Raw genomic sequence first — 25,436 nt, 5'->3', positions numbered from 1 at the left:
ACAAAAGCCACGGAATTCCGTGGCTTCATTTCGTACGCTCCGAGCAAACCGAACCGAAGGCGCAAATGCGTGACGAGCCAGCGGCATCCCTAGGGAAGCGGCAAGCGGCGACGTCGAAGTGCATTCAGGATTTTGATCATTCGCGAAGGATACGTTATGACGTTCCTGCCTGTAAACCGTGCACGCGGATTTTTTGTCCGCGTGCAGGTTACGAGCGACATCAGACCGGATGCGCGAGATCCGCCGCGCTCGTGAACGAATCCGCGTAGAACTCGTCCTCCGGCAGGCGATGATGCTGCGTGAAATCGCGCTGCGCGGATTCCACCATGACCGGCGCGCCGCATGCGTACACCTGAAAGCCGCTCAAGTCTGGCAGATCTTCGATGACAGCGCGATGAACGAAGCCCGTGCGGCCGGTCCAGTCGTCGGTGGCGTCGGGTTCGGAGAGCACCGGCACGAACCTGAAGTTCGGCACTTCCTTCGCCCATTGCTCGGCGAGCTCCATCATGTACAGGTCTTTCTTGCGGCGGCCGCCCCAGTAGAGCGTCATCGGGCGGTTCAGGTTCTTGAACACCGCATGCTCGATGATCGCCTTGATCGGCGCGAAACCCGTGCCCGATGCGAGCAGCACGATGGGCTTTTCCGACTCGTCGCGCAGGAAGAACGTGCCGAGCGGGCCTTCGAAGCGCAGGATGTCGCGCTCCTTCATCGTGCCGAACACGTGATCCGTGAACGTGCCACCCGGCATGTGGCGGATGTGCAGCTCGAGCGGGCCTTCGTGATGCGGCGGGCTCGCCATCGAATAGCTGCGGCGCTTGCCGTCCTTCAGGATGAACTCGATGTACTGTCCCGCGAGATATTGCAGGCGCTCGTTGGCGGGCAACTGCAGCTTCAGTTCGATGACGTCGTCGGCACGGCGCTCCAGCGCATTTACGCGGCACGGCAGCTTCTTCACCTGCACGTCGCCGACGCCCGCGACCTCGCGCACGTCGATTTCCAGATCCGTCTGCGCGGTCGCGCAGCAGAAGAGGGCCATGCCGCGCGTCTTTTCGTCGTTCGACAAAGCCGACGACGAATGCGGCGCCTGCTCGACTTCACCGCTCACGACCGCGCCCTTGCAGGAACCGCACGCGCCGTTCTTGCAGCCGTACGGCAGGCCGATGCCCTGTCGCAGCGCCGCGGTCAGCACCGGTTCGTCGGGTTCTACTTGAAACTGCCGGCCGCTTTGCCGGAGCGTTACGTTGAAAGCCATAGATCGATTTCTGCGATGTGTGGAGTTGTCTCGTGTTGTCTCTTGCGACGCCGCACGCCGGTTTCAGGCGCCGGATAGAATGCCCGGATGATCGCCACTCGAAGCCTTCGCCGCGCGCGCGTCCTGATCGTCGGATGCGGCGATGTCGGCATGCGCGCGCTGCCGCTCTTCCAGGCGCGTACTGCCGCGCCTCGCGTCATCGCGCTCACGCATCATCCGGAGCGCGCGGGCGAATTGCGTGCGGCCGGCGCGACGCCCATTCCCGGCGATCTCGATTTGCGCCGCAGCCTGAGAAGGCTCGCGGGCATCGCGCGCAGCGTGCTGCATCTCGCGCCTCCGCAGCGCGACGGCGATACCGACCGCCGCACGCGCGCGCTGATCGCCGCATTGCGCCGCTCGCGCCGCTCGGCGGCGCGCGGCGCGCAAAGCCGTTGGCGGCGTCCGGATCGGTCCGGCAAAACGTCTTTCATTGTACCCGACGCCCCCGGCGCGGCGACGAAGCGCCGAGGGCCTTCCGGCTCGCCCTTGCGCTTCGTCTATGCGAGCACGACGGGCGTCTACGGCGACTGCGGCGGCGCGTGGATCGACGAGACGCGGCCCGCCCGCCCGGAAAACGAGCGCGCGCGGCGGCGTGTATCGGCGGAGAGGCAATTGCGCGCGGCGGGGCGGCAGAGCGGCTGGCGCGTGTCGATCGTGCGCATTCCCGGGATTTACGCGGACAATCGCCTGCCGATCGCGCGCATCGAAAAGGGCACGCCCGCGCTCGTCGAAAAGGACGACGTCTACACGAACCACATCCACGCGGACGATCTCGCGGCAATCCTCGTGCGCGCGCTTGCGCGCGGACGGCCGCAGCGCGTGTTCAACGCCTCCGACGACACGGATTTGCGCATGGCGGATTACTTCGACCGCGTAGCCGATGCGTACGGCCTGGCGCGCGTGCCGCGCATTTCGCGGCAGGAGGCGCAAACGCGTCTCGAGCCGATCACGCTTTCGTTTATGCGCGAATCGCGACGGCTTGCCAACGCGCGCCTGAAGCGCGAGCTGCGCTACGTGCTGCGACATCCGACCGTCGGCGATTTCCTGCGCATGAGCGCGCGGCGCTAGATCAGCGCCGGGATCGTCTCCAGAAGGACGAAGCACATCAGCGCGCCGATCAATGCGCCGATGAGGTTCGCCGAATACTTGTGGCGCATGCGCATGACGACTGCCAGTGCCCCGATGAGGACAGCGCTCAGAGCGACGAACGCGATCAGCGCGACGGTCATGTGGGAGACCATGATGCCCTCCTGCTTTTTTGATAGTCATTTTGGTATCCGTAAGCTCAGTATATGAGTGCGGATCGAGGAAGGCATGCTGCGCCGCAGCGCAGGGATTTAAGGGCTTACACCAATTTGCATGGTCAATGCGCATCGATTAACACGTCCGCAGGCCGGGTGCGCCGCGCCGCCGGCATCGCGTCGACGAACTCGCGGTAGCAGCAGCGCGGCCGCTTCTCCGCGAATCACGGCGTCTTGCCCGGCTCCCCGCGCAGCGCGGCCAGATCGGACTCGTCGAGCCAGCGCCAAGCGCCTTGCGCGAGCGACTCCGGCAAGGCGTAGCCGCCGACGCGTTCGCGATGCAGTTTTTCCACCCGATTGCCCGAGGCCGCGACCATGCGCTTCACCTGACGGTACTTGCCCTCGAGCACGGTGAGCTCGAGGAGCCGCTCGTCGCGCCGCGCGGCCGCGAGCGCGGCGCTCGGCTTCGTTTCGCCGTGCAGCAGCACGCCTTCGCGCAGCTTGGTGAGTTGCTCGTCGTCGAGCGGATGGCGCACGGTCGCCAGATAGACTTTCGGCACCTTGCGCCTGGGCGAGGTGAACGCGTGGACGAACGCGCCGTCGTCGGAGAGCAGGAGCAGGCCGGTCGTGTCCTGATCGAGACGGCCGACGGCCTGCATGCCGCGCTCGGCGAACTGCGGCGGCAGCAGATGGAAGATGCTCAGATGATGCTGTGGATCGCGCGAGCACTCATAGCCCGCGGGCTTGTTGAGCGCGACGTAAGCCTTCTCGCGATACGTCCAGAGATGATCGTCGACTTCGAATTCGAGCTCGGGCATGACCGGGAAATCGTCGCGCGGATCGTCGCGCACGACGCCTGCGATGCGCACGCGGCCTTCGGCTATGATCCCGCGGCACTGGCGGCGCGACCCGAAGCCTTGGGAGAAGAGGAGGGTTTCGAGGTCCATCGGATGAGCGAAGTTGAAGCGCGCATTCTAGCAAGCCGCGCTTTCAGCCAGCGCCTGTCGAGCCGCCTCGCATCAGCAGAAAAAGAGCGCCGTCCGGGTAAAGGACGGCGCGCAAGGTGGCGATGCGCATTCGGAATGCGTCATCGCCCAGGGGAGAACGCTGGCCGCGTCATTGCATGTCGATGCGGCCGTACACGCCGTCGGCTTCGGAGTTCGGCCCGGCGGCGAAGAAGAGCGTGTTGGACGGCTGCGCGTTCAGGTCGTTGCCGAACGCGATGCCCCACAGGCCGTGCTGCACGAGCGGCGTGCCGTCCGTGCTCATGAGCTGGCCGACGACCGCGCCGCTGTTCGGATCGTAGGCGTTGATCGTGCCGTCGCCGAAATTGCCGACGAGGATATCGTTGCTGAACGTGCCGAAGTTGCCCGGCGCCTGCGCCACGCCCCACGGCGCGTTGAGCGGGCCGTTCGGTGCGAAGCGCTGCATGAGATTGCCGTCGATGTCGAACACGTCGACGAAACCCTGGCCCGCGCCGGGCACGTCGTCCTCGGCGTCGCTGTCCTGCTTCGCGTACGTGACGTAGATCTTCGCGCCGATCGTCTGGATGCCGAACGGCGCGAAGCCCGCGGGAATCCGCGAATCCGAGAAGCCGCCGGGCACGGCGATCTTCGTGAAGGTGCCGTCGAAGACGTCGATCTTGTCGTTGTGGAAGTCGGTTGCGTAGAGGCGGTGGCCGCCCGATGCGGTGGTCGCGATCGCGAGGCCCTTGTAGATGGCGCCCGACGCGCTCGAATCGACGACCGTGAACGCGTGCGTCATGTCGACTGCGGGCGCCCACGCGCTGAGCGAGCCGCCTTCGCCCGCGAAGACGAACGCCGCGACGCCGGACTTGCCGCCGCGCGTGAGCATGAGATCCGGTCCCTTGTTGAAGACGATGCCGGTCGGGTTGGCGGGGCCGTTCGCCGTCGGCGGAATCGATACGACGAGCGACTGGACGACGCCGTTGCCGTCGTAGAGCGTGGCCCTCTGCGTGCCGTTATTGGCGACCCAGACGAAGCCGGTGGGGTTGAATGCGATGCCCCAGCCGTTCTTGAGATTCGGGTCGGTGTGCGGCGCGGCGATCGCGCCGTCGGATACGACGACCGACAGCCTGAAGCGCGTCGCCGCCGTCATGTGGTTGTCCGAACCGCCGCACGAGGCGAGGCCGGTCAATGCCGCGAGCGCCGCGGCACAGGCAATGAAGCGGCTCCACAATCCGTTTTGCATGATGGTGACTCCCCGGCGCGGCGCGCCGTCAGTTCGTCACCTCTAAACGAATGAGTGCGCAGGCTTATTCCGCTGGCGATCGTTGCAGTCGTGGCGGTGGTCGCTTCCTCCGATGAAGGTCAATGGGCATCGCCCCGTCCCTTCGATACGGTTGGCACGCCCCAGCCGAAGAGCGTGAAGCGCGGTTGCTCGTCATGATCGCCTTGCGCCGCGCCGTGTCTTCCGCTCGCGCTCCAGCGGCCGTCGAAGGTCATCGCGGGAACGGCGGGCCGCGGAATCGCGCTGGCTTGCCGGAAGTACTCGGTGTTGGTCTCGTTCTGCACGGCGAGCGCGTGACGCAGCGTCGTCTGCGCCTGTGCGTTGCGCGGGTCGAGCGCCACCGCACGGCGCGCGCTGCGCAGTGCGCAGGTCGGCTCCTTGTTGGCGGCGCACGAGCGGGCATTCGCGATGGCGCTGTCGCGTGCGCGTTCCTGGCGGGACAAATCGGCCGCAAGCTGCTGGATTTCCGGACTGCGCGGCTGGCTCGCATAGAGGCCGCGCATGTGACGGCGCGCGGACGTGAGGTCGCGATTGGCGAGCGCCTGCTGGACTGCGGCGATGTTGCGCGCGACCGAAGGCGAGGGCGGTTCCTGCACCGGCTGGATCGGCGGCGCGGTGGTTTTTTCGATCGATGCGATCGTCGGCGCGGCGTTCGGCTTGTCTCTGGTGGCGGCGCGTTGAGGCGCAGCGGCGGGTGTGTTCGATGCGATTGCGCCCGGCGCGGCGCGCGTCGGCTCGGCCGGCCGCGTCGCCGGTTTCGCGACGGTGGGCGCGGGTGGCGTCGCCGCCGCGAGCGTCGTCACGCGAGGAGCGGATGGGGTTGCGCTGACGCTGGGCGCCGTCGGCTTGATGGCGCTGGCGGCGGCCAAGGTCGGGTTCTCTCGCGATTCGGGCTTCTGTGCCGGCGCGGCGCCGGTCGCGGCTGGCGTCGCCGGGGCCTTGATCGAAGGCGCAGCGGGCGTGACCGAGCCACCCGTCGATGCGACAGCGCCGGTTGCGACGCCTGGCGCGACGGGCCTCGTCGAAGCCGACGCGACCGACGCGACCGACGCGACCGACGCGACCGACGCGACCGACGCGGCCGGCGGCGCGATGATGCGCGAAGCCGGACTCGCCGCGATCGTCGTGGCCGGAGCCGCGTGCATCGGCGGTTTCGCCGGGGCAGTCGCAGCGAGGGTGCTCGCCGGCGTCGTCGAAGTCGATACGGGGCTGCTTGCCGCGGCCATGCGAGGCGGCGTAGAGGCAGCCTGCTCCGCACGCGGTGCAGGCGACGCCGTCTCGTTTGCCGGGCGCGACGCGACTGGAATGCCGGAGGCTGCGGGTCTGGCGGCGATCGCGGCTTGCGCGGTGGCGTTCTTCGCGCCGGCAGCCTGAGCGAGCGCCTGCGGTGCTTCAGGCTTCTGCTCTTCTTGCGGACGGCTCGCCTTCGCCATTTCCGACGACGCGGGCGCGGCCGCCTGCGTGCTCGTCGAATCCGCCGTGGAGCGCGTCGGCGCGGCGTGCCTGGCGTTCCTGGCATCGCCTGGATCGGACGCGCCGTCGTGGATCGCGCCTGCCGCGCTGATGGTCGGGCGTGCCTTCGCCGCATCGGCATCGTCATCGGAATGAACATACCAATACCCGCCTGCCGCGAGCCCCGCGACCACGCCGCCGACCAGCATCGCGATCCCCGTGCGCGCGGGCTTGCGCGGCGGCGGTTGCGGTTCGTCGCCCGGTTCGGCGAGGCTCGGATACGACGTCACCATCTTGCGGCGCACGACGCGCTTGAGCCAGCCGGTGTCGCGCAGGTCCACGATGTCGAGTTGCTCGGACGCGGGCGCCGCCGCCGCGCTCGCTGCAACTTCGGCTGCCGAGGTGAAGATCGCCCCCTGGCGATCGGCTCCGCAGAATGGGCAGGTCGCTTCCTCGGCCCGGGACAGGGTGTTGCAGCGGTGGCAAATCACGGAGTCGAGCGACAGCGAGTATTCGGTTCGATTCATGTCGCACCCATCTTCGAGTTATGGCTCGACGCGTCGCGCGAGCGAGTCACGACATCGGGAAGTCCTAAGCAACCCGAAATGCGGGTGCCGCGCGGGCGAGCATCCTCGCGATGCTCCGCGCGCCGGGGTCCTGAATGCCGATCGGAGGCCCATTCTTGCGGAGCGCGTCGAAACGCGTCTACGCGATTGCGCACATTCGCGAAATGAACGGGTTAGGGGAAACGCCTAAGTGGCGGCGCTATGCGAGTGCGAGCGGGGGCACCGTTTGGCCATCCGGACGACTTCCCGTGATGGGCCGCGCGGGGCGAAATTGGATGTCTTCGAGTACGACAGAGTTTGACGATGAGATCCAGCTTCGAAACAACGACACGACATGTGGTCCTCTGGCTGCCCGTTTTCCTGGGCGTGATCGAATACATCCTGCGCGTGGGTTTCAGGCAGCCGGGTAAAGAGGAGTTCTTCCCGATCTCGCTTGTGGCCTCGGGCATCTCGCTGAATGTAGCCGTGACCGCGTTTCCAGGTGAAATCGGTGCGGATTGCAGGAGGCGATTCGAACAGGCGATATTTATCGCGAATCTGGGAATTTTCGCCTCGCTTGGCGGCGTGATCCTATGGATATACTTGCTCGTCGCCGCGTTCAACGAAGAGGTCAAAGGCATCCTGCCCTTGCATCCTCTGCTTGAATCTTTGGTGTACTACTTATGTTCGGTTTTCCTGACCGTGCGCAGAGCCAAGGTGGCCAAATGTTGAACTTCGTTGTGGGATTTTTCAGAGATTACTGGCTGGTTGTGCTGATGTGTGCCGTCGGGCACTTCAGCATACCCCGTCTGGTCGACTGGCTGGATCGACGGGACGCTGCGCAAGTGCATCGTGGCGGAGGGGAGCCGTAGGAGCGTTGCGCTTTCGCCCGCCCAAACGCAAAAAGCCGCTCCCGAAGGAGCGGCTTTTCGAAGAATCCGTGGTGCCCAGGGCCGGAATCGAACCGGCACGCCTTGCGGCGGGGGATTTTGAGTCCGGCAGCCTCCTATAGCATCGGGCTACGCTGGAACCCGCTAAGCCTTGCTGGGCTTGGTTTTCCAAGAGGTTAGTACCGTCTAACCTTACGCCTAGACCAGACTGATTGCGGCACACTTTCCGATGCCGTGGCTCCTGGCTGGTTCCTGCGTTCGATCCCGAACTAGGAGGCGTCATGGCCAAGATCAAGCTCACAAAATCCGCTGTCGATGCGGCCGAAGTCACCGGCAAAGATTACGAATTGCGGGACACCATTGTCCCCGGATTTCTCTGCAAAGTCACCGCCCGCGGGCGCAAGGTCTTCATGCTCCAGTACCGCACGAACTGGGGCGAGCGGCGCAAGCCGAAAATCGGCCAGTTTGGCGAGTTGACCATCGAGCAGGCTCGCTCGATCGCGCAGGACTGGCTGGCTGATGTGCGGAAAGGCAACGATCCGAGTGCCGCGAAACTGGCTGCGCGTCTGTCGCCTACCGTCAAAGAGTTGTGTGCCCAGTTCATGGAGGAATACTCCAGACCTCGCAACAAGCCGAGCACCGTTGATACCTATCAAGACCAGATTGACCGTTTCATCGTGCCGATGCTGGGCCGGCTCAAAGTGCCTGACGTAACCCGGCAACATATAACGACTCTGATGCGCGATCTGGCGAGAATCCCGGTCACGGCCAATCGGGTTCTGTCCTGCATCCGCAAGATGCTCAACATGGCCGAGGTGTGGGGCTACCGGCCCGATGGCTCCAATCCCTGTCGGCATGTGCCGAAATACCCCGAGAATGGTGAAACGCGATATATCGTAAACGACGAACTGGTGCGTCTCTATGCCTATCTTGACCGCGCGGATGCCGAAGGGCTGGAACATCCGACGTTGACGCTTGCGGTTCGCCTGCAATTCGAGTTTTCTGCGCGCATGTCGGAAATCCGATTGCTCGAATGGTCCTGGATTGATTTTGAGAACCGCCGCATCGCCTGGCCTGATAGCAAGACCGGCGATATTTCCAAGCCGATGAGCGAGGTGGCTTACCAATTGTTGTCCAACGCCTACCGCATCGACGATTCGCCATATGTGTGTCCGGCCATCTTCGACAGCTCGATTCCGCTGCCCGAAAGCACCTATTACAATGGCTGGAAGCGAGTCTTGAAACGTGCAAATGTGATTCATGTCGGTACGCACGGGATCCGTCATCGCGCTGCGACCGACATTGCCAACTCCGGAATTCCGGTCAAGGTCGGTATGGCACTTACGGCACACAAAACCGTGTCCATGTTCATGCGGTACGTGCATGCCGAGGATGATCCGATCCGCGCGGCTGCTGAGAAGGTGGCCAACCTGCGGCGGGATACGATCGACAGCCGCGCGCCGATGGTGCCGGTTGCGTCGCCGGCGGCGAATACTGGCGGCACGGACTGCAACAAGACGCTCACGAGCCGAGGGAACTACCGCCCGTATCGGCACCGCAAGGAAAACAGCCGCGCCGTTCCGCCGGGAAGCAAGCGGGACCTGATTTCAGAGGAGGAAGCGGCATGAGCCCCCCGTCGTCCAAGCCACCGTCCCGTCGCGCCAAGGTCGCCAACCCTGCCGCGGAGATCGACGCGCAGAGCTATTCTGCCTTTGTCGGCGACCTCAAGCGGAAGATCGCTGAGGCGCGTCACCGTGCGAGCCTGTCGGTCAATCGCGAGCTGATCCTGCTCTATTGGAGTATCGGCCGCGACATTCTGGCCCGGCAGGAGCACGAAGGTTGGGGGACCAAGGTCATTGACCGGTTGGCGGACGATCTCCGCCGAGCCTTCCCCGAAATGACCGGGCTTTCAGCTCGAAACCTCAAATATATGCGTGCTTTTGCCGAGGCGTGGCCCGACGCCGAAATTGTGCAACGGGTCGTTGCACAATTGCCCTGGGGGCATAACGTCAGCTTGCTCGATATGATCAAGGTGTCCGAAGAGCGCGCCTGGTACGCTCGCCAGACGATCGAGCATGGCTGGAGTCGTGCTGTCCTCGTCCACCAGATCGAAAGCCAGTTGTTCGCCCGTCAGGGGAGCGCGCTGACCAACTTCTCGCGAACCTTGCCCGCTGAGCAGTCCGAGCTTGCGCAGCAGCTCCTCAAAGACCCTTATACCTTCGATTTCCTCGCGCTTGGCCCCGACATGCTGGAGCGTGACCTAGAGCGCGGCCTTATCGAGCATCTGCGCTCGCTCATTCTCGAACTCGGCAAGGGCTTCGCGTTCGTCGGCAGCCAGTACCATCTCGAAGTCGGTGGTCAGGACTACTACCTCGATCTTCTTTTCTATCACCTGCGGTTGCGCTGCTTCGTCGTGATCGAGTTGAAGATCGAAGACTTCAAGCCCGAGTTTGCGGGCAAGATGAACTTCTACCTCTCCGCCGTCGATGACCAGCTTCGACATAAGGACGATCAGCCGACCATCGGCATCATCTTGTGCAAGGGCCGTAATGAGGTGATCGTCGAATATGCCTTGCGCGACTCCAGTAAGCCGATGGGCGTCACCCAATATCGACTCTCGCCGGCGCTGCCGCCGCAGTTTCAACAGGCGCTACCAACTGCCGAGGAGTTTGCGCGCGAGTTCCCGCTGATGTCTGTCATCAAGTTGCGAATCGAGATCGAGCGAGCCCTACGGGACATCCTATCTGGCAATGGCGTTGCTCTGAAGGTACCGGTCGGCATTGGGAATATGCTGCGTGAAATGAATCAACGTGGTCTCGCGCCAGCCAGCACGGAACGATTTCTGGAATCCCTACGGGTCCTCAATGAGGCCGCGCATGGCGTCGATGTAGACCCGATGGGGGCGGAGTTGGCTGTGGAAATCGGCACGGCATTTCTGGCGGAACTTAGAGGCATGCGGTGACGACGCAAATTGCCCCCTTTGACTCCCAGCATCTTCAAGCCGCCTGCCAGGTGTTGGCCGACACAGTGCATGGACTTACGGGCACGCAAATCGAGCGCTTGCTTCAGGAGATCAATGTCGCCGACGTGTCCCCGGGCATCACCAAATGGAAGCGCTTATTCAACGCCTTAGCGGCGGCACAGAACCAGCACCAGGTGGGAAACCACCTCATCATGTTTATCAATCGAGCGATGAATCCTGTGAGCTATGCCCGTGATACGGGGACGTTCGCCTGGCGGCGCGATGAACTCAATGTCGTGCTGGCCTTCTCGGGCTTCTACGTGCGCGAGGATGGCAAGGTTGGCCATGCCGACAAGGCAACGACATTGGATGCGGCCCGCGCGCGTGCCGGACGACTCAAGGCTGCCTTGGAAAGCCGGACCGTGCATGAGGAAGTGTTGAGCTACTGCCGTGCCGAATTGCTCGACGAAAACTACTTCCACGCGGTCTTCGAGGCGACAAAAGGTGTCGCTGAGCGGATTCGTACGCTGTCAGGTCTGAACGGCGATGGCGCCGACCTCGTGAACAAGGCATTTGCTGGTCAGCAGCCCGTCTTGGTGTTAGGGCCGCTCATCACGGAATCCGAGAAAAGCGAACAGAAAGGCTTTGCGAATCTCCTGATCGGTCTGTTCGGTGCCGTGCGCAATCCGTTGGCCCATGCGCCCAAGATGAACTGGCCCATGTCCGAGCAAGATGCGCTCGACATTCTGACGTTGGTGTCACTGATTCATCGCAAGCTTGATCGCGCACAGAAAGTGGCCGTCTCATCACCGTAATGAGGAAATCCCATCCGTGGGCCTGTCACATATTGATTTGCCGCCGCGGCTAGAACCGCTCCTGATGCCGTGGCCAGTTCAAGGGAACCCGGGTGGCTTCATTCAATTCGACCACCCTGATCAATGGCGCGCCTTCATCGCTAAACTCGACATGGATGCTCGCATCCCAGATGTTGTGCGACTGAAATACGCCCGCGCGCAGAAGCTCTATCTGCTTGGTTGGATAGACGCCGATCTAATCAAGGCCGGTGAACTGGTCGCTTTGACCACGCTGGAACTCGCGCTAATGGACCGCTATGGGACCAAACTTAAAACACGTGAGCGGACGTTCGCCGCAGTGCTCAGGCATCTGGTGGAAGTCGACGGTCTGACCGACGCGCAGATACCGATGGTCGCACGCTGTGGCGGTAGCGCCATCGGCCAACTAGTCGGCACGCATAGACCGACCTTGGCACAACGCCGAAATGCGATGGCCCACGGCGATCCATTCGATGGGTTTCCGGTCGGCGGCCTTCTGGAATTGGTGCGCGATTTGATCACGTTTGCCTTTCGCAACTTCAGCGCGGAACACCGCCAGGAGTGATCGACCAGGACGCCTAGTTGAACGCTTGCCTACGCTGCGCGGCGGGCATCGTACCCGGTGCCCACGTTTTATGGGGCACCCCGTCATGGACGGCTCAGCGAGCTTCACGCAATGACAAGTTCTCATATCGGGCTGCTTGATCGTTCGGGCCAGTCTTCCGGCACCAGTGCCGGCGGCTTGGTCCATGGTTGTTCCACCAATGCGTCCTGGAACCACTGTTCGCGAAGATTGGCGTGCTCCGTGACGATCAATTGGAAACCAGGCGCGTCTTCCTGTGTGAACTTGAGCAATAACTCGAACAATCGCCGAACCGCCTTGATGTCGGCATCGGCCTCTTCCGTCTTTGTGACTGAGCCATCAGCGTCCTTGTAGACCTGCTCGGACGGGAAATAGACTTGTGTTGGCTGGTCAATCAGCAGGAATCGCGGGATTGGGCGGTTGTTCTTGACGGCAAACAGATGCAGTGCGAGCAACGCCGATAGATGGTAGGCCAGATGGTTTTCGCCGCCCCCCGTTCGGCTCATGGGAACCGGACGTTCGGGACGGTCGAAGACGATCGTGATGTTGGCCAAGTCGAATCGTGCTGGATATGCACCAAACTCGGCTTCAAATTTCCGGATGTATTGCGATACCTGTGTCGAGATGATGTTCAGTATCGAGTTCAGCCGCTCGTTGCTGTCGTCCGCGCCGATCCGACTCTCCAGATCCTCGACCTTCAGCTTCAGACGACGGTGTTCCCTCTCAAGTCTTGCGAGTTCTTCGTTCGGAGCGAGGTTTTCCAGGAACAGGCTGATGCGGCCGACGACACGTGCGGCAGCATTGTTGCGTGTGCCCATCTGCGCGATTGCTTCATTGGCCGCCATCGCTGCGGCAATCTCGGTTTCCTTGTCCTTGATGGCGCCCGCAATCTGCTGTGTCTTTTCATTCAGATCGGACAGGTAGGCATCCAGCTTGGGACGCTGACCGATGGCAATGCGCAATTCGGTGTCAAGCGATTGCAGCTCATTGAGAAGGACTGTAGCGAGAGGGGATTCCAACGCCAGGTTCGACTCGCTGAATGGCCACTGCCATTCGCCGGTATCCGGATTCTTCGGTAGCGCCTTAATTGAAGCGAGCCGATCCAACTGTTCTGTGGCCTCGCTCTGGTAGCCGCCGGCGCGTTTGGAAAATTGACGAGCGGCGTCGATTCTTGCCTGTACTTCCCGCCGATCCTTGCGCAATTGGCCCATTTCTTCCTCAAGGCGAGAAATCCTGCTCCCGTCGTCTTCGGGAATCTTCTCTGGTTTCCAAGAAAGGGCAGATCGCAAGGCTTCGATGATTCCGTCGCCCGTCGTGCCGAGGTCCGCGCCGCCGACCACGCCAACAACCTTGGCCTCAGAGTACAGGCCAATCGCTTTCTCGTGAGACGTGTCGATGGCATCCCGTGCTTGCTCAAGCAATTTCGCATTGAGCCGGAGATCTCGCTGCGCCGCGCGCAGCTTGGATTCGAGGTCGTAGCGATCATGGGAGGAGACCCCGAGCAGGATCGGTAAGGTGTCACGGATCGCTTGAGGCTGAAACTGCTCGTTCTGGCGGTAGAGGAGCTGGTCTTTGTTTGCGACCAGCCCCTGTTTCTGAAATAGGTAATAAAACGTGTGCTTGACGTTGGCGTCGTAGCTGTCCCTGCTGTGCTCCACAGCGACGTCGGTGCGGTTCTCGGGAATCCCGAGCAAGCGAGAAAGTAAAGTGACAACGGCATCGTCGTCTGAGTTGACTGCCAATTCGTCGAACGTGGGGGCCTTCAGTTCTGCTCCCCGACGCAACATCGCCGTGCTGCAGCTCGCACCACCCTCGGGCGGCGTGGGCTTGGCGATCAACACCTGTTCGTGATCGAATTGATAGATGACTGCAAACCAGGCAACCTTGTCGCGAATAATGCCTTCCGGGACATTAAACGACGATCGCCCCATGCAGTATTCGACGATTTCGGAGAGCGCGGACTTGCCGGTGGAAGAACGTCCGGTGATGACGTTGAGGCCGTCCACGTGGAACTGCAGATCCCGGCGCTGCCCATCGTGGCTGTAGATATGGATGGATTTAATCTTCATGGACGAATCCCGAAGGTCGTATATATAGTCACTCGGTCTGCGATACGGGCGAACTCTTTCCCGACGATGCGTGCAACTCGCTGGCAGGATTTGGTTTCGTCAGTTCCGGTTACCGATTTTCGAACCTTGTCGGGAACTGTCTGGAGGCGTCCCTCTGGCGCAACGGAGATGCAGCCCTTCTCCATCAATAGGCCGAAGCCTTCAAACGCATAAGGCAGCATGGCTGTGACCCTTTCGGCGAAGCCTACCTGCACCTGGGGATTCTTTTCGGTAGCCTTTAGGAGATAGCTTCGGGAATGGTTGGCGATCACTTCGCGCGAGTCCTTGTGCAGGCACAGCGGCAGGATGAGCAAGGAAAGCGAGAACGGGATGCCTCTGTCGTCTTCTTCTTCATATCCCTGTATGGCGCGGAACAGAACCAGGCCACAGAAAGCAGGGTTGAACAGGTTCCGTATTTCTATGGGGCGATGGTCCCAACGTTTCACTTGGTGACCTCCAGCAACTGACCAAGATGGTCAAGGAATCGGGGATGCCAATAGACCCTAGGTGCAGGTGCGGCATCGGCCAGAATGTGAAAAGAGCCGCGTGTGACGTAGGGCTCCGTCACGCGCGCGCGGATACGCAATGATTCATAGTTCCCGGTCTGTTGGTCCGCCCATGTGTAAAGCTCTCTGCCGGCTCGCAGCAGCACATCCTCAGCGCTGTTCTCATCGAGTTCCTCAAAGACAACGTCTTTGTACCGGCTCCACTCGTCAACGAGACGGTCTTCATAGTCCTCAATCTCCCCAGAAACCAGCAGGTTTTCGCGCGCCCACTCCGATCGCTGTTCAAATGCTCTGTAGTAGTCCAAAATCGCGTTGCGAATGCGGTTGGAAGAAACTCCGATCTTCCTGAGCTGCGCCACGAAGGTTCGAGGGTCGTTCTCCGTGTCGATCTCGCCAGTGGGCTCCTTTCCGCGAAACGTGATGGGAAGATTGTCCAACTTGTATTCCTCGGACAGCGCGGAAAGCTTGTCCGACACCTCGTATCCGAAAATCCCTTCGTCTCTGCTGCGAATCAGCTGCTTGATAACAGCATCGTTCCACCATCCCTCCAGTCGCTCAAACACGGCATTTCTGTGTTCACGCCGGACACTTCGCATGTGCATGTCTTTGATGGTGTCCGGGATATCCTGGATTCGGGGACTACCATCAAAAATCAGAATGCGTGTCAGGAAATCCTCTTTCTCGGTGCCAGTGAGTTCGTTAAACGCTTGAGCGATTTCCCCGATGAGATCCGATTTCGATCTGCGCAGCGCTTCTTCGGCCTGTTCGGCTAAGGTTGTCGCTTCGTCGTCAGTGCCAACTCGAACAGGCAAGAACCTCTTCAGGAACGAGGACTCCGAAACCGTGCCGGTTGTGAATAGAAAGAAGCGTAGGTTCGATGCGCTGCGGCCATCGCGTTTATATCGAGCCAACCAGATGCGGACGGATTTCCAGAAGTCGGTCGACAGATCGGTTAGGCGGTCGCCGACGGCTTTGTGCTTTAACGATGCGAGCGACTTGCTTCCGTCACTGTCCACGAAATCTAGGTCGTCATCCTTCTCCAGGAAGACTGCCGTGTCTTCTGGCAATTGCAATAACTGAAGCAGCGCAAGGCGTGCTTGGTAGATATACCCCAGTCCCTGTTCACCAGCCGAGAACTTGTCCGTGGTTGCCGCAGCCATACCCAAGTCCCTTTTTGCAATGTTGTAGGAAGGCAGGCTTCCCGAGTGGCCTCTCGCGGGAAAAGCGCGGCAACCGCGGCGCCCCCGATCGATTACTTCGCTTCTATTGCCTCTGAAAACAGCACTCGGTCGATACCCCAGTAGTCAAGCAAACAGAAGAGCATGCTACGAAGCTCAACGCTTGCCGCGCCATGAAAGGTAAATTCCCGCGACATAGCCATCTGCTCGAACTCTTTGGCAACGGCAAACAGGGTTCTGGCTACCTCATTCTTTGAGAAAAACTCGCCCAAGATAGCAGTGTTCAACTGAGCCAACTGTTTTTCGACGCTTAGCCTTACTTGCCGGGAGATCGCAGGGCCGTCACTTGCATGTTGTTCGACCAGCCCCATGGCGACATTTAAGACTTTCTTTAGACCTGCGCTGCCTCTGGCGCCATAAGTGAAGCCATCTTTGATGAGTACGTTTCGCTCGGACTGTTCGTGGAATGAGAGTTCCTTCATGCAGTAGTCGATCGCGATGGCAATAAACGAGCACACCAAGTACAGACAACGTAGCGCCGTCTCGCGTTGGTTGCCTTTGACAATGGACTGTTCGGCGAAGAACTTACCCTGGCCAAGCCATTCATTGCAGCTATCAAAAGAGAGCGACTTTGCAAGAAGGCTCTTCGAAAGCGCTATTCGTCCCCTCCAGTCGCCGTCCAGCTTGCTCAGCGAGTAGTCGTTGATCTTTGCGAAAAACTCCTCATCCCCAAGTCGAGTTTCGTTAGGATCATCCGAATTGGCAAGTTTGCCCAGGAAAGTTCCATCCAGAACAAGTACGCCAAGTTCACGTCCGAAATCTTTGACCTCTTGACGCTTCTCCGTCGTGGCCACAATCGCATTCGTCGCTTTCGTTGCGATACGCAGGCCCTGTACCCAGAAAATGCGCTCTATGGCCTGCGGCGTTTTTTTGTTTTTCGCGTCCACCAAAGTGACTTCGCGTGATACGGACGAAGTCCGGCTGTAAAGCCATAGGTCAATATCCGTCACGTCAAAGCCTTCATACACAAACGGAACGCCACGGACTACGTAGTAACCAGCTTTGAGAAAATAGCTGCGCAACAACTCTTCCATCAAGGGGCCTTTGGGCAAGCTGCTTTGGCTCTTGCTCACAGTCCACCTCCGGTTCGCAGGATGGACAGCATATCGTTTGTTGCCTTCGGGCTCATCTTGGTTTGCGTTCTCCGTACCTTCTCGCGATTGTGCTCGGGGCCATTGAACGTGGTAACGGCCGCGGTTGGCAACGCGTTGAGGGAGTGCTCGCTGACATCGCCCTGCCGAATCGCCTGAAGGGCAAGTTCGCCCACTTCCGTTTTCAGCAGGCGGAGCATAGGGCCCGTGCGCCCCTTCTTGGTTCCCTGCTTCACTTCGACCACACCTTTCAGTTCAAGCACCTTATAGTCTTCCGCAATCGCTCGCACCGGTCCCACGCTCTCACCGCGCACGAGTGCACTCAACAGAGCATCGACCATTTGAATCTGTCCGCGAACGTAGTTGCTCTTGGTCATGCCGTAGGTGACCGAGCTCACGAAGGCTTTGGCGAGATCGAAGGCGTCATCGACCATCGAGTTGCTATATTTGGAGAACGCGGACGGCAACGTGAGGAAGCCGACATCCTCGGTGGAGTTGCTAACCACGCTGATGTCGAACAGTCCGATGGCAGTCACCTTCTGAAAGAGTGCGTCACCCAGGAACTGTTTTGCATAATCGGCAGTGACGCATGCCCGCTTACGTAGCATCTCGGTAAGTTCATTGAGCCTGGTTTGCTCCGCTGGTTTAAGCGAATCGAGAACGGCCTTGATTTTCTGGGTGGTATCCCGGCGGAACAGATTGCCGTTGAATAGCAATGTATCGTTGCTGCTAAGTTTTTCGGTATCGACAAAGCCGATTTGCTCTGCATCAGACAGCAATTGGCTAAGGTTCGCCGAAGCAAGCTTATACGTGTCAGCTAGCTCTTGAGTCACTTCGTTAGCAAGCACGGGGGCGATAGAGGCACGCTCCGCGAGCGTGATCGAAGCAACTTCATTCGAGTTGGGCGAGAGGGCATCGAAAATATCGGAGGTGCGCTCCAGCGCAGTAGCCGTTGTGACGCCAAGCACGGCGATCCCGCCGGAGGATTTGTCAACGAGCTTCTGCTGCTCCAAAACCTCGACGAGCTTCGGCAGTTCAAACGTCGTGTTGATGTTTGCGGCTTGCGCCAATACGATCAACCTGTCGTTGTTGACAGTGATTAGCTTATTGGCAGATATCGCCGAAAGCAGTATCCCGGCTTTTCCCGCTAGATAGGTCTTCTCGTAGCCGACCTGATTGGTTACGCCTTGAAGCTTGTTGGTATGGTGGATCAGCCACGATCCCTTGGTCTTTTTGTCCATTTTCCCCGTTCCGTCCATCAGCGGTTTTTTCGAGTACCCCTCGATCTTCAATCTGGCAACGAGATCGTGTGCATCACATAGGTGTCGTGGGTGGAGAATACCTATATGCCAAACAGCTAAAAGCTACCGAATCGGTTCATCCCCTCTATGTAAATTGTGCCACGAAATATCCGTGTCCTCGTGGTTTTGATCTGGCGTCCCTGGCTGAGCCGGGTCGCGCTGTCGTGCTTCGCAACGAACCTCGCTGCGCGAGTTTCGTCCCCTTCGGCCTTCCATCGCTGACGCCTACGGCCCGGATTCTCCGATCCGGGCCTGCGCGCTTCGCTTGCTTGCGGTCGGCGCATCGAAGCGGCCGTTGCCTGCCCAGCCATCTTCCCTGATTTCATCCCCTTGTCCGCGACTGTAGCCCACGGCCGTATGCCGTCAAGGCGCGCCGGGCCGTGTCCTCGGCTGCGCCTGCGGGCCGCACCAACCCTGCGCTTTTCACCTTGACGGCTCCCGTCCGCGCGCTCCTGACCGTCGCGGGCGATGAACTCAGGAAAGACGGTGGCGACGAGGCTAACCGGGTTCTTCGTGCCGACCGCACCGGAAGTCCAAGGCGGGCTCCGAATCTTGGAATCCGGTTGCGGTGAGTAGCCAACCCTTTTGTCAGGAGAAGTGCCATGCAACTCGCATCCCGTTTCGCTTCCCGTTCCCCAGTGCTGCGCTCTGATTATCCGCTGTCGGATGACCAAATCCGTGCCGTGGCACCGTCCATCTTCGCGGATGCCCCGCACGAAAGCCGCTCGGAACGCTACAGCTATATCCCGACCGCCACCGTGTTGCAGGAACTGCGCGGCGAAGGCTTCGAGCCTTTCATGGTGTGCCAAACGCGCGTGCGCCACGACGACCGCCGCGAGTACACCAAGCACATGATCCGGCTGCGCCACGCCAGCCAGATCAACGGCCGCGAAGCCAACGAAATCATCCTGCTGAACTCGCACGATGGCACGAGCAGCTATCAGATGTTGGCCGGCATGTTCCGCTTCGTGTGCCAGAACGGCCTTGTTTGTGGCGACACGGTGGCGGACGTGCGCGTACCTCACAAGGGCGACGTAGCCGGGCAGGTGATCGAAGGCGCTTACGAAGTCCTGCACGGTTTCGAGCGGGCGCAGGCATCCCGCGATGCCATGCAGGCCATCGCGCTGGACGCCGGGGAATCGGAAGTGTTCGCCCGCGCCGCGCTGGCGTTGAAGTACGACGAGGCCACGCCCGCGCCCATCACGGAATCGCAAATCCTGATGCCACGCCGTCACGACGACAGCCGCCGCGACTTGTGGAGCGTGTTCAACCGCACGCAAGAAAACCTTATCAAAGGTGGCCTGTCCGCCCGCGCCGCGAACGGTCGCCGCCAGACCACGCGCCCGGTGCAGGGCATCGACAACGGCATCCGCCTCAACCGCGCCTTGTGGCTGCTGGCCGATGGCCTGCGCCAGTTGAAAGCCTGAATCCCCACGCGGCAGGGGCAGGCAGCAGCCCTTGCCGCGTTTCTCGCTGCTGCATCCCTCAACTGATTGGAGTCGTCACCATGAACGCCGTTACCAAAACCGAAATCATCGCCCTCGAAACCGCCGCACCGCTGGAAGTGGCCGACCCGACCAAAAACCTGATCTTGGTTCCGCTGTCGCAATTGCTGCCGCGCCGTTCCAAGCGCAATGTGCGCACGACCCCGCGCCAGTCCATCCCAGAACTGGCCGCGAGCATTGCCCGCGAGCATTGCCCGCGTCGGCCTGCTGCAAAACCTTATTGTCATCCTCGCCGCCGATGGCGAGCAGTACGAAGTCGTCGCGGGCGACCGCCGCCTGACCGCGTTGAAGTTGTTGGCGAAGAAGAAGCGCATTGCCGCCGATTTTGAGGTGCCGTGCCTGTGGGTGGCCGATGCTTCCGCCCGTACCGTCAGCCTTGCCGAGAACGTGCAACGCGAGGCCATGCACCCCGCCGACCAGTTCACGGCCTTCGCCGCGCTGGTCAAGGAAGGCCGTCCCATCGAGGACATTGCCGCCGACTTCGGCGTGTCCCCGCTGGTAGTGCAGCGCCGCTTGAAACTCGCCAACGTCTCGCCGCGCCTGATAGCCGACTACCGCGCCGGGGTCGTGACGTTGGAACAGTTGATGGCCCTCACCATCACCGATGACCACGCCGCGCAGGAGGCCGCGTTCTACGGTGCGCCGGAATGGCAGCGCAGCCCGTCCGCGCTGCGCGACCGCCTGACCGAGCGCGAAATCGACGCCACGCATCCGCTGGTGTGCTTCGTCGGGCTGGATGCCTATACGGTGGCAGGTGGCGGCATCCGCCGCGACCTGTTCGCCGAAGGCGATGCCGGAACCTACCTGACCGATGTCGCGCTGCTGGAAACGCTGGTGCGCGGCAAGCTGGACGCGCTGGCCGAAGAAGTACGCGCCGAGGGTTGGGCGTGGGTCGAAGCCGTGCCGCACATGAGCCACGCCGACGGCCAGACGTTCCAGAACGCCCCACGCCAGCGCCGCGAGCCGACCGCCCGCGAAGCCCGCCGCATCGCTTCGCTGCAAACCCGACTTGACAAGATCGACGCCGAACTGGAAGAAGCCTACGACGCCGAGGACGAGGACAAGGTCGCCACGCTGGAAGAACGGCGCGAGCAGGTGGATGGGGAACTGCAAGCCATTGAAGATGCCTTGCAGGACTATGCCCCGGACGTGCGCGCCGTGGCCGGTGCTATCGTCACGCTCGACCGCGAAGGCGAAGCCGTGATTCATCGCGGCCTGCTGCGCGAGGCCGAGGCGAAGGCGCTGCGCACGCTGGAAAAGCTGCGGCAGGGCTTCACCACAGGCGAAGGCGCGAACGACGACGAAGGCAACGACACCGACGAAGCGCCCAAGGCCGCGAGCCTGTCCGACCGGCTGGCGCAGCGGTTGAGCGCGCACCGTACCGCCGCGCTGCAAATCGAAGTCGCACGGCATCCGCACGTCGCGCTGACTGCGCTGGTGCATGGCATGGTGCGGGCTGCCTTGCAGGATGGATACCACCGCGATGGCTTGCCGCTTGGCGTGAGTCTGGACGTGCAAGACCGGCTGGAAAGCATGGCCCCAGACGTGCCGGAATCGCCCGCCGCCGTGGCGCTTCGTGAATTGCAGCAGATCGCAGGCGAAGCGTTGCCGCAGGACATCGCGGAACTGTTCGCCGTGTTGTTGGCGAAGTCGCAAGACGAACTGGTGCGGTTGCTGGCCGTGTGCGTGGCGTCCACGGTGGACGTGGTGACACCTCGCGCTGCGCAACGCCAACCCGGCGCGGAACTGGCGCAGGCCGTGGGGCTGGACATGGCCGCATGGTGGAAGCCGACCGCCGAGGGCTATTTCCGCCACATTGCCAAGGCCGCGATTCTGGAAGCCGTGGGGCAGTTCGCCCCCGCGCACGTCACCCGTCTGTCGAAGTTGAAGAAGGGCGACATTGCCAGCGAAGCCGAACGGCTGGCCGAGGGCACCGGCTGGATGCCTGCCGTGTTCCAGACCGAACATCACACGGAGCCGGAAGGCGTGCCGGAAGCGGCGGACGAAGCTGCTGCATCGGAAGATGCCGCCGCCGAGGTGGAAGTGCACGTACTGGCCGCATGAGGGAGTCCCTAGCCCCGGCGCACTGCGCCGGGGTTTCCTTTCATCCAGAACCGGGTGCGGCAGGTCTGCCGCGCCCGGTTTCAACGTCCACGGCAAAAACTGCCCCGTCGCCGCCTTCGGCCAGGCGGTGACGGGGCGAGCGCGCAATGACCTTGCGCGCGGTACGGCAGTCGGTGCCCGCCGCTGGCGCGGGCAAGGTTTCGATGGCGCCCCGCCGTCATGGGCAGGGCGTGGGGCTACGCCCCGGCTTGCTGCGACAAGTTGTGCAAAAGCGTGCCGTCCTCGACGCTGGCGTTTCGCCGCCTTTACGTCACGAAGGACGGTTCACGGACACACTCGCCCGGCCTTGCTTTATGGAGCTTCCACACCATGCCTCGCGCACGGGGCCGCAGGTTGCGGCAGGGCATTCTCGCTGTCGCCCTTGCCGTTGCGATTGGCCTTGCCCGCGTCAGGGTACAAGCCGATGAAGCCGTCATGCGGAGATGCCGAATCGGCCCTGTCGCCTTTCGGGAGCGGTCGGCCTGTACGTCCTTGGTCTGTTGTGAATCCTGGCGAGAGCGCGGCTGCGCCTTGGGCTTCATGGCCGCAACCTTTCAGCGCAAACAATTTCCCCGCCGCTGCGCGGCTTCCTCGCGGGACAAATTGTTTTCGCTTCCAGGTGCTCCACGGTGTTGCGCCCGCTGCGCGGTGCGGCCAGCCCATCCCCCGCCGGCCGGATCACAACAAGGACGCACTGGCGCGACCTTGGTTCACCGAAAGGAGAAACATCATGGCTAACATCGGCACCTTCACCGCAGAGAAAGACGGCTTCACCGGCACGCTGCGCACCCTGACGCTCAACGTCAAGGTCAAGCTGGTTCCCAACGACAAGGGCGACAGCGAGAATGCCCCCGACTTCCGCGTGCAGGTGGCGAGCCACGACATCGGCGCGGCGTGGAAGAAAGTCAGCAAGGCCGAACGGCCCTATGTGTCCGTGACCCTCGACGATCCTTCGTTCCCGGCGACGATCTATGCCCGCCTGATCGAGAGTGAGGACGGCACGCACGACCTGATCTGGTCGCGCAGCAAGCCACAGCAGGCGGACTAACCGCCGCCACTGCGCCCCGCCCATGGCGGCGGGGCGTCGTGCTGCCAGAGACAGCACAGCAACAGCTACGCGCCGGACGCCGCAAGCTGGCTTTCCGTCGCGCTCATTAGTGCAGCCGTGCTGCACTCCAACGCACTGGCGATCTTGAAGATGATCGCCAACGTGGGCATGTGCTCGCCGCGCTCGATCTTTCCCAAGTGGGAACGCTCGATCCCGGCCTGATTCGCCAGCAGTTCCTGGGCGATACCGCGCTCCGTCCGCAATGCACGCACCGCTGCGCCGAACGCCTGGGCCAGTTCGGCATCGAAGGTGGTAGCGCCGGCCGGTCGGCCGGGCTGGACGGGACGCTTCTGCATGGACAGAAGCGTCCGGTCGCGGGACAATTAAAACCACGTTATCTTTAACTCATTGGCGGCAATTTAGCTTGCTGCCGTGTTACTGAAATCCGCTTTGGCGGATTTCGACAAAACCGGAGAGCCGCTTTCGTGTCTTTCCTGATATGCACCATTGCGCATCGGCGTTTCCGAGCATGGCCGGATTCATCGGTTTGCGCTTTCGTGCTTTCCCACGAAGGCACGCATCCGCTTCGCCGGCTTCGTGCTTCGGTGGCAAAACGGCTCCGTGTATTACTGGATATGTGGGAATGACCGTTATGACCCAGCCGCTCGTTACGGACGAACAACGCGCGCAACTGCTCGCCGTCGGCGAAGCACGCGCTACCGGCCAACCCATCGACCCGATGCCGGTGGTACGGCTGTTCACGCCGGATGCGCACGCGACCTGGCTACTGGCCGCACTTGATCCCACTGACGGCAATACAGCCTGGGGGTTGATCGACCTTGGCATCGGTATCCCCGCGCTGGGCGTGGTGAAACTCTCAGATTTGGCCGCGATCGTCGGGCCGCTCGGACGGCCCGTCCTGCGCGACCTGTATTTCCATCCAGTACGGCCGCTGTCCGGGTATGTGCGGCTGGCACAGCTCGACGGTTCGATCCCCGACTGACCGCGCCTTGCTTCCTTGCTTTCTTGGTCTGGTTCGATACCCAGCGTGTATGAAACACCACGCTTGCGTGGCGCAGTGGTCTGCCTGACCAAAAAAGTAACGATGCGGGACGCGGTTTGCGGCAGGGTGTTCCGTGCTGCACGCGATTCGCGCATGCAGCATCGTCACGATTCGGACTGCACGTGCAAGATGCCGGAGCCTATCGGACTGGAAACCGCTGGTTACTTTACCCGTGCCTGATGACGCCTTGAAGTGATGCCGTAGTCCCTGCACAGCGACGACCGTGGCGATGTTCCTGCTCAATGAGGGGAGCGTGCATCATGGCCGATCGAAGCGCCGAACCCTGGTATCCCACTGCCGCGTATCTCTACGTGCTGCACCTCGACGGCCCCGCGCTGGCCTGGGAGTACCTGCGCAGGAACCCCGACTATCGGCGCGGCTGGCTGCGCCATCGTCGCCGACCTGAAGCGGCGCACGCGTGGGGGCTGCGCCTGCTCGAAGACCCGGCGCGGGATGCGCGCGACGCGCATCCGGCTTGGTTTCCCGATCACGACAACGTGCTCCAGCTCTACCCGGATGCCGACCCGCCGCCGGGTGCCGTCGTCTTCGCGTTCTGGCACATCCCCGGCCACAAATGCCTGATCCACGACGGCAAGCGCCTCGTGCTGCTGGCCCGCTGGCCCGGCGGCTGCCTGCGGCTGGCGCTGGCACCGGGCCTCGCGGACGGCATGGCCTACGTCCATGTCCTGCGCGCCTGCGCCTCGGCCGGCACGCTCCAGCGCGTGCTGGCGGCCTCGCTGGAACAAAGGGCCGCCATCGGCGAGACCGCGCCTGCGGCGCTGGCCCGCAGCCGCCCCACGCCTGCCGCGCTACTGGAACTGCACACCCTGCAGGCGCTCGACGCGGCCCTGGCCGGTGCGTCCTTGCGCGAAACGGCGGCGGGACTCTTCGGTGCCGATAGGGTCGCCGAAAGCTGGCACGCCGACGGTGGCCTGCGCTCGCGCGTGCGCCGCCTGGTACGCCGGGGCCAGACGCTGATGCACGGCGGCTATCGCCGCTTGGCACAGCTCGACTGATCGGGGGAGGGTCGTTTTGCCTGCGCTGCAAAACGACCCTCTTCGCAACGCGCCGCTTTTCCGAGACTGCCTCCATCCGGTCGCGTTGTGTGGCCGCGCGTTCCTGACCGATGGAGGTTCACCCGATGCGTCCCGCTCCCTTGCGGCCTGCTGCCGCTGCTGTCGCTACGACACCGCAACCCCAACGCTACCTCACCAACGACGAAGCCGCCGACTACCTGCGGCTGTCGCCGCGCACGCTCGAAAAGCAGCGCGTGATCGGCAACGGGCCAAAGTTCCGCAAGTTCGGCCGGCGCGTCATGTACGCCGTGGCTGACCTCGATGCCTGGGCCGACCAGCGCAGCTACGAAACCACGTCCGATCCCGAGTATGCCGAGCATCACTCGGCCGACAACCGTGTGCGCTGATCG

The 25,436-nt window shown here is 62.1% G+C and carries 22 protein-coding genes and 1 pseudogene; 12 read left to right on the top strand and 11 right to left on the bottom strand.

Annotated features, from left to right (window positions below; genetic code table 11):
* Positions 1 to 220 precede the first annotated feature (220 nt).
* Complete coding sequence (locus AWB83_RS22090) at positions 221 to 1,252, bottom strand: CDP-6-deoxy-delta-3,4-glucoseen reductase (protein WP_087047755.1); 1,032 nt, start codon at positions 1,250 to 1,252, stop codon at positions 221 to 223.
* An 87-nt stretch (positions 1,253 to 1,339) separates the two neighbouring features.
* Between AWB83_RS22090 and AWB83_RS22085 the strand changes: the two genes are divergently transcribed.
* Positions 1,340 to 2,359, top strand: coding sequence for an NAD-dependent epimerase/dehydratase family protein (locus tag AWB83_RS22085; protein ID WP_087047754.1), 1,020 nt, complete (start codon positions 1,340 to 1,342; stop codon positions 2,357 to 2,359).
* On the opposite strand, the gene AWB83_RS36835 is transcribed toward AWB83_RS22085, so the two are convergent.
* The 4 genes from AWB83_RS36835 to AWB83_RS22070 form a co-directional block, all read right to left on the bottom strand.
* Positions 2,356 to 2,532, bottom strand: a complete 177-nt coding sequence (locus tag AWB83_RS36835; RefSeq protein WP_167389144.1) for a hypothetical protein — start codon at positions 2,530 to 2,532, stop codon at positions 2,356 to 2,358. The two genes, AWB83_RS22085 and AWB83_RS36835, sit on opposite strands and share 4 nt — an antisense overlap.
* Positions 2,533 to 2,756: 224 nt before the next feature.
* Positions 2,757 to 3,479 carry a pseudouridine synthase gene (locus AWB83_RS22080; protein ID WP_087047753.1) on the bottom strand — a complete coding sequence of 241 codons (723 nt, stop codon included), beginning with the start codon at positions 3,477 to 3,479 and terminating at the stop codon, positions 2,757 to 2,759.
* A gap of 169 nt (positions 3,480 to 3,648) precedes the next feature.
* Positions 3,649 to 4,743 carry a TIGR03118 family protein gene (locus AWB83_RS22075; protein WP_087047752.1) on the bottom strand — a complete coding sequence of 365 codons (1,095 nt, stop codon included), beginning with the start codon at positions 4,741 to 4,743 and terminating at the stop codon, positions 3,649 to 3,651.
* A 119-nt stretch (positions 4,744 to 4,862) separates the two neighbouring features.
* The gene (locus AWB83_RS22070) at positions 4,863 to 6,761 is read right to left on the bottom strand and encodes a hypothetical protein (RefSeq protein WP_087047751.1); all 1,899 of its coding nucleotides are present in this window, start codon (positions 6,759 to 6,761) and stop codon (positions 4,863 to 4,865) included.
* Positions 6,762 to 7,103: 342 nt separating this feature from the next.
* On the opposite strand from AWB83_RS22070, the gene AWB83_RS22065 reads away from it, so the two are divergent.
* The 5 genes from AWB83_RS22065 (at position 7,104) to AWB83_RS22045 (ending at position 12,029) form a co-directional block, all read left to right on the top strand.
* Complete coding sequence (locus AWB83_RS22065; RefSeq protein ID WP_087047750.1) at positions 7,104 to 7,511, top strand: hypothetical protein; 408 nt, start codon at positions 7,104 to 7,106, stop codon at positions 7,509 to 7,511.
* 439 nt (positions 7,512 to 7,950) lie between these two features.
* Positions 7,951 to 9,297, top strand: a complete 1,347-nt coding sequence (locus AWB83_RS22060; protein ID WP_087047749.1) for a tyrosine-type recombinase/integrase — start codon at positions 7,951 to 7,953, stop codon at positions 9,295 to 9,297.
* Complete coding sequence (locus AWB83_RS22055; protein ID WP_087047748.1) at positions 9,294 to 10,631, top strand: PDDEXK nuclease domain-containing protein; 1,338 nt, start codon at positions 9,294 to 9,296, stop codon at positions 10,629 to 10,631. The genes AWB83_RS22060 and AWB83_RS22055 overlap by 4 nt, the downstream gene beginning before the upstream one ends.
* A complete protein-coding gene (locus AWB83_RS22050) occupies positions 10,628 to 11,446 on the top strand; it encodes a TIGR02391 family protein (protein ID WP_087047747.1) in 819 nt (272 codons plus the stop codon). Before AWB83_RS22055 ends, AWB83_RS22050 begins: the two co-directional genes overlap by 4 nt.
* A gap of 16 nt (positions 11,447 to 11,462) precedes the next feature.
* Positions 11,463 to 12,029, top strand: coding sequence for a hypothetical protein (locus AWB83_RS22045; RefSeq protein WP_208636795.1), 567 nt, complete (start codon positions 11,463 to 11,465; stop codon positions 12,027 to 12,029).
* 122 nt (positions 12,030 to 12,151) lie between these two features.
* On the opposite strand, the gene AWB83_RS22040 is transcribed toward AWB83_RS22045, so the two are convergent.
* The 5 genes from AWB83_RS22040 to AWB83_RS22020 all read right to left on the bottom strand — a co-directional run bounded on the left by AWB83_RS22040 (position 12,152) and on the right by AWB83_RS22020 (position 18,231).
* Complete coding sequence (locus AWB83_RS22040) at positions 12,152 to 14,116, bottom strand: DUF3732 domain-containing protein (RefSeq protein WP_087047745.1); 1,965 nt, start codon at positions 14,114 to 14,116, stop codon at positions 12,152 to 12,154.
* Complete coding sequence (locus AWB83_RS22035) at positions 14,113 to 14,601, bottom strand: three component ABC system middle component (RefSeq protein WP_087047744.1); 489 nt, start codon at positions 14,599 to 14,601, stop codon at positions 14,113 to 14,115. Before AWB83_RS22035 ends, AWB83_RS22040 begins: the two co-directional genes overlap by 4 nt.
* Positions 14,598 to 15,821 carry an ABC-three component system protein gene (locus AWB83_RS22030; protein ID WP_087047743.1) on the bottom strand — a complete coding sequence of 408 codons (1,224 nt, stop codon included), beginning with the start codon at positions 15,819 to 15,821 and terminating at the stop codon, positions 14,598 to 14,600. The genes AWB83_RS22035 and AWB83_RS22030 overlap by 4 nt, the downstream gene beginning before the upstream one ends.
* Positions 15,822 to 15,913: 92 nt before the next feature.
* A complete protein-coding gene (locus tag AWB83_RS22025; protein WP_087047742.1) occupies positions 15,914 to 16,972 on the bottom strand; it encodes a hypothetical protein in 1,059 nt (352 codons plus the stop codon).
* Positions 16,969 to 18,231 carry a hypothetical protein gene (locus tag AWB83_RS22020; RefSeq protein WP_087047824.1) on the bottom strand — a complete coding sequence of 421 codons (1,263 nt, stop codon included), beginning with the start codon at positions 18,229 to 18,231 and terminating at the stop codon, positions 16,969 to 16,971. Before AWB83_RS22020 ends, AWB83_RS22025 begins: the two co-directional genes overlap by 4 nt.
* A 662-nt stretch (positions 18,232 to 18,893) precedes the next feature.
* On the opposite strand from AWB83_RS22020, the gene AWB83_RS22015 reads away from it, so the two are divergent.
* From AWB83_RS22015 to AWB83_RS22005, 3 genes and pseudogenes are all read left to right on the top strand, one after another.
* On the top strand, positions 18,894 to 19,718 hold the full coding sequence (locus tag AWB83_RS22015; RefSeq protein ID WP_087047741.1) for a DUF932 domain-containing protein: 825 nt from the start codon (positions 18,894 to 18,896) through the stop codon (positions 19,716 to 19,718).
* 80 nt (positions 19,719 to 19,798) lie between these two features.
* A pseudogene (locus tag AWB83_RS22010) lies at positions 19,799 to 21,860 on the top strand (ParB N-terminal domain-containing protein).
* 769 nt (positions 21,861 to 22,629) lie between these two features.
* Positions 22,630 to 22,947: a DUF736 domain-containing protein gene (locus AWB83_RS22005; protein WP_087047740.1), complete on the top strand. Its 318-nt coding sequence runs from the start codon at positions 22,630 to 22,632 to the stop codon at positions 22,945 to 22,947.
* Between the two features lie 65 nt (positions 22,948 to 23,012).
* On the opposite strand, the gene AWB83_RS22000 is transcribed toward AWB83_RS22005, so the two are convergent.
* Positions 23,013 to 23,303, bottom strand: coding sequence for a helix-turn-helix domain-containing protein (locus AWB83_RS22000; protein WP_087047739.1), 291 nt, complete (start codon positions 23,301 to 23,303; stop codon positions 23,013 to 23,015).
* 296 nt (positions 23,304 to 23,599) lie between these two features.
* Here AWB83_RS22000 and AWB83_RS21995 point away from each other — a divergent pair, with 296 nt between their 5' ends.
* The 3 genes from AWB83_RS21995 (at position 23,600) to AWB83_RS21985 (ending at position 25,433) form a co-directional block, all read left to right on the top strand.
* Positions 23,600 to 23,950, top strand: a complete 351-nt coding sequence (locus AWB83_RS21995) for a DUF2958 domain-containing protein (RefSeq protein ID WP_087047823.1) — start codon at positions 23,600 to 23,602, stop codon at positions 23,948 to 23,950.
* Positions 23,951 to 24,270: 320 nt separating this feature from the next.
* Positions 24,271 to 25,026 carry a DUF7011 domain-containing protein gene (locus AWB83_RS21990; RefSeq protein WP_087047738.1) on the top strand — a complete coding sequence of 252 codons (756 nt, stop codon included), beginning with the start codon at positions 24,271 to 24,273 and terminating at the stop codon, positions 25,024 to 25,026.
* A gap of 125 nt (positions 25,027 to 25,151) precedes the next feature.
* The gene (locus tag AWB83_RS21985; RefSeq protein WP_087047737.1) at positions 25,152 to 25,433 is read left to right on the top strand and encodes a helix-turn-helix transcriptional regulator; all 282 of its coding nucleotides are present in this window, start codon (positions 25,152 to 25,154) and stop codon (positions 25,431 to 25,433) included.
* Positions 25,434 to 25,436 lie beyond the last annotated feature (3 nt).

Source organism: Caballeronia ptereochthonis (genome assembly GCF_001545075.1).
In the GTDB taxonomy this organism is placed as follows: domain Bacteria; phylum Pseudomonadota; class Gammaproteobacteria; order Burkholderiales; family Burkholderiaceae; genus Caballeronia; species Caballeronia ptereochthonis.
This window is presented reverse-complemented; position numbering and strand designations above follow the sequence as displayed.

Coding starts and splice junctions, on each gene's coding strand:
- AWB83_RS22090 (WP_087047755.1), bottom strand. CDS start 1,252: ATGGCTTTCAACGTAACGCTCCGGCAAAGCGGCCGGCAGTTTCAAGTA.
- AWB83_RS22085 (WP_087047754.1), top strand. CDS start 1,340: ATGATCGCCACTCGAAGCCTTCGCCGCGCGCGCGTCCTGATCGTCGGA.
- AWB83_RS36835 (WP_167389144.1), bottom strand. CDS start 2,532: ATGGTCTCCCACATGACCGTCGCGCTGATCGCGTTCGTCGCTCTGAGC.
- AWB83_RS22080 (WP_087047753.1), bottom strand. CDS start 3,479: ATGGACCTCGAAACCCTCCTCTTCTCCCAAGGCTTCGGGTCGCGCCGC.
- AWB83_RS22075 (WP_087047752.1), bottom strand. CDS start 4,743: ATGCAAAACGGATTGTGGAGCCGCTTCATTGCCTGTGCCGCGGCGCTC.
- AWB83_RS22070 (WP_087047751.1), bottom strand. CDS start 6,761: ATGAATCGAACCGAATACTCGCTGTCGCTCGACTCCGTGATTTGCCAC.
- AWB83_RS22065 (WP_087047750.1), top strand. CDS start 7,104: ATGAGATCCAGCTTCGAAACAACGACACGACATGTGGTCCTCTGGCTG.
- AWB83_RS22060 (WP_087047749.1), top strand. CDS start 7,951: ATGGCCAAGATCAAGCTCACAAAATCCGCTGTCGATGCGGCCGAAGTC.
- AWB83_RS22055 (WP_087047748.1), top strand. CDS start 9,294: ATGAGCCCCCCGTCGTCCAAGCCACCGTCCCGTCGCGCCAAGGTCGCC.
- AWB83_RS22040 (WP_087047745.1), bottom strand. CDS start 14,116: ATGAAGATTAAATCCATCCATATCTACAGCCACGATGGGCAGCGCCGG.
- AWB83_RS22030 (WP_087047743.1), bottom strand. CDS start 15,821: ATGGCTGCGGCAACCACGGACAAGTTCTCGGCTGGTGAACAGGGACTG.
- AWB83_RS22020 (WP_087047824.1), bottom strand. CDS start 18,231: ATGGACAAAAAGACCAAGGGATCGTGGCTGATCCACCATACCAACAAG.
- AWB83_RS22015 (WP_087047741.1), top strand. CDS start 18,894: ATGCAACTCGCATCCCGTTTCGCTTCCCGTTCCCCAGTGCTGCGCTCT.
- AWB83_RS22005 (WP_087047740.1), top strand. CDS start 22,630: ATGGCTAACATCGGCACCTTCACCGCAGAGAAAGACGGCTTCACCGGC.
- AWB83_RS22000 (WP_087047739.1), bottom strand. CDS start 23,303: ATGCAGAAGCGTCCCGTCCAGCCCGGCCGACCGGCCGGCGCTACCACC.
- AWB83_RS21995 (WP_087047823.1), top strand. CDS start 23,600: ATGACCCAGCCGCTCGTTACGGACGAACAACGCGCGCAACTGCTCGCC.
- AWB83_RS21990 (WP_087047738.1), top strand. CDS start 24,271: ATGGCCGATCGAAGCGCCGAACCCTGGTATCCCACTGCCGCGTATCTC.
- AWB83_RS21985 (WP_087047737.1), top strand. CDS start 25,152: ATGCGTCCCGCTCCCTTGCGGCCTGCTGCCGCTGCTGTCGCTACGACA.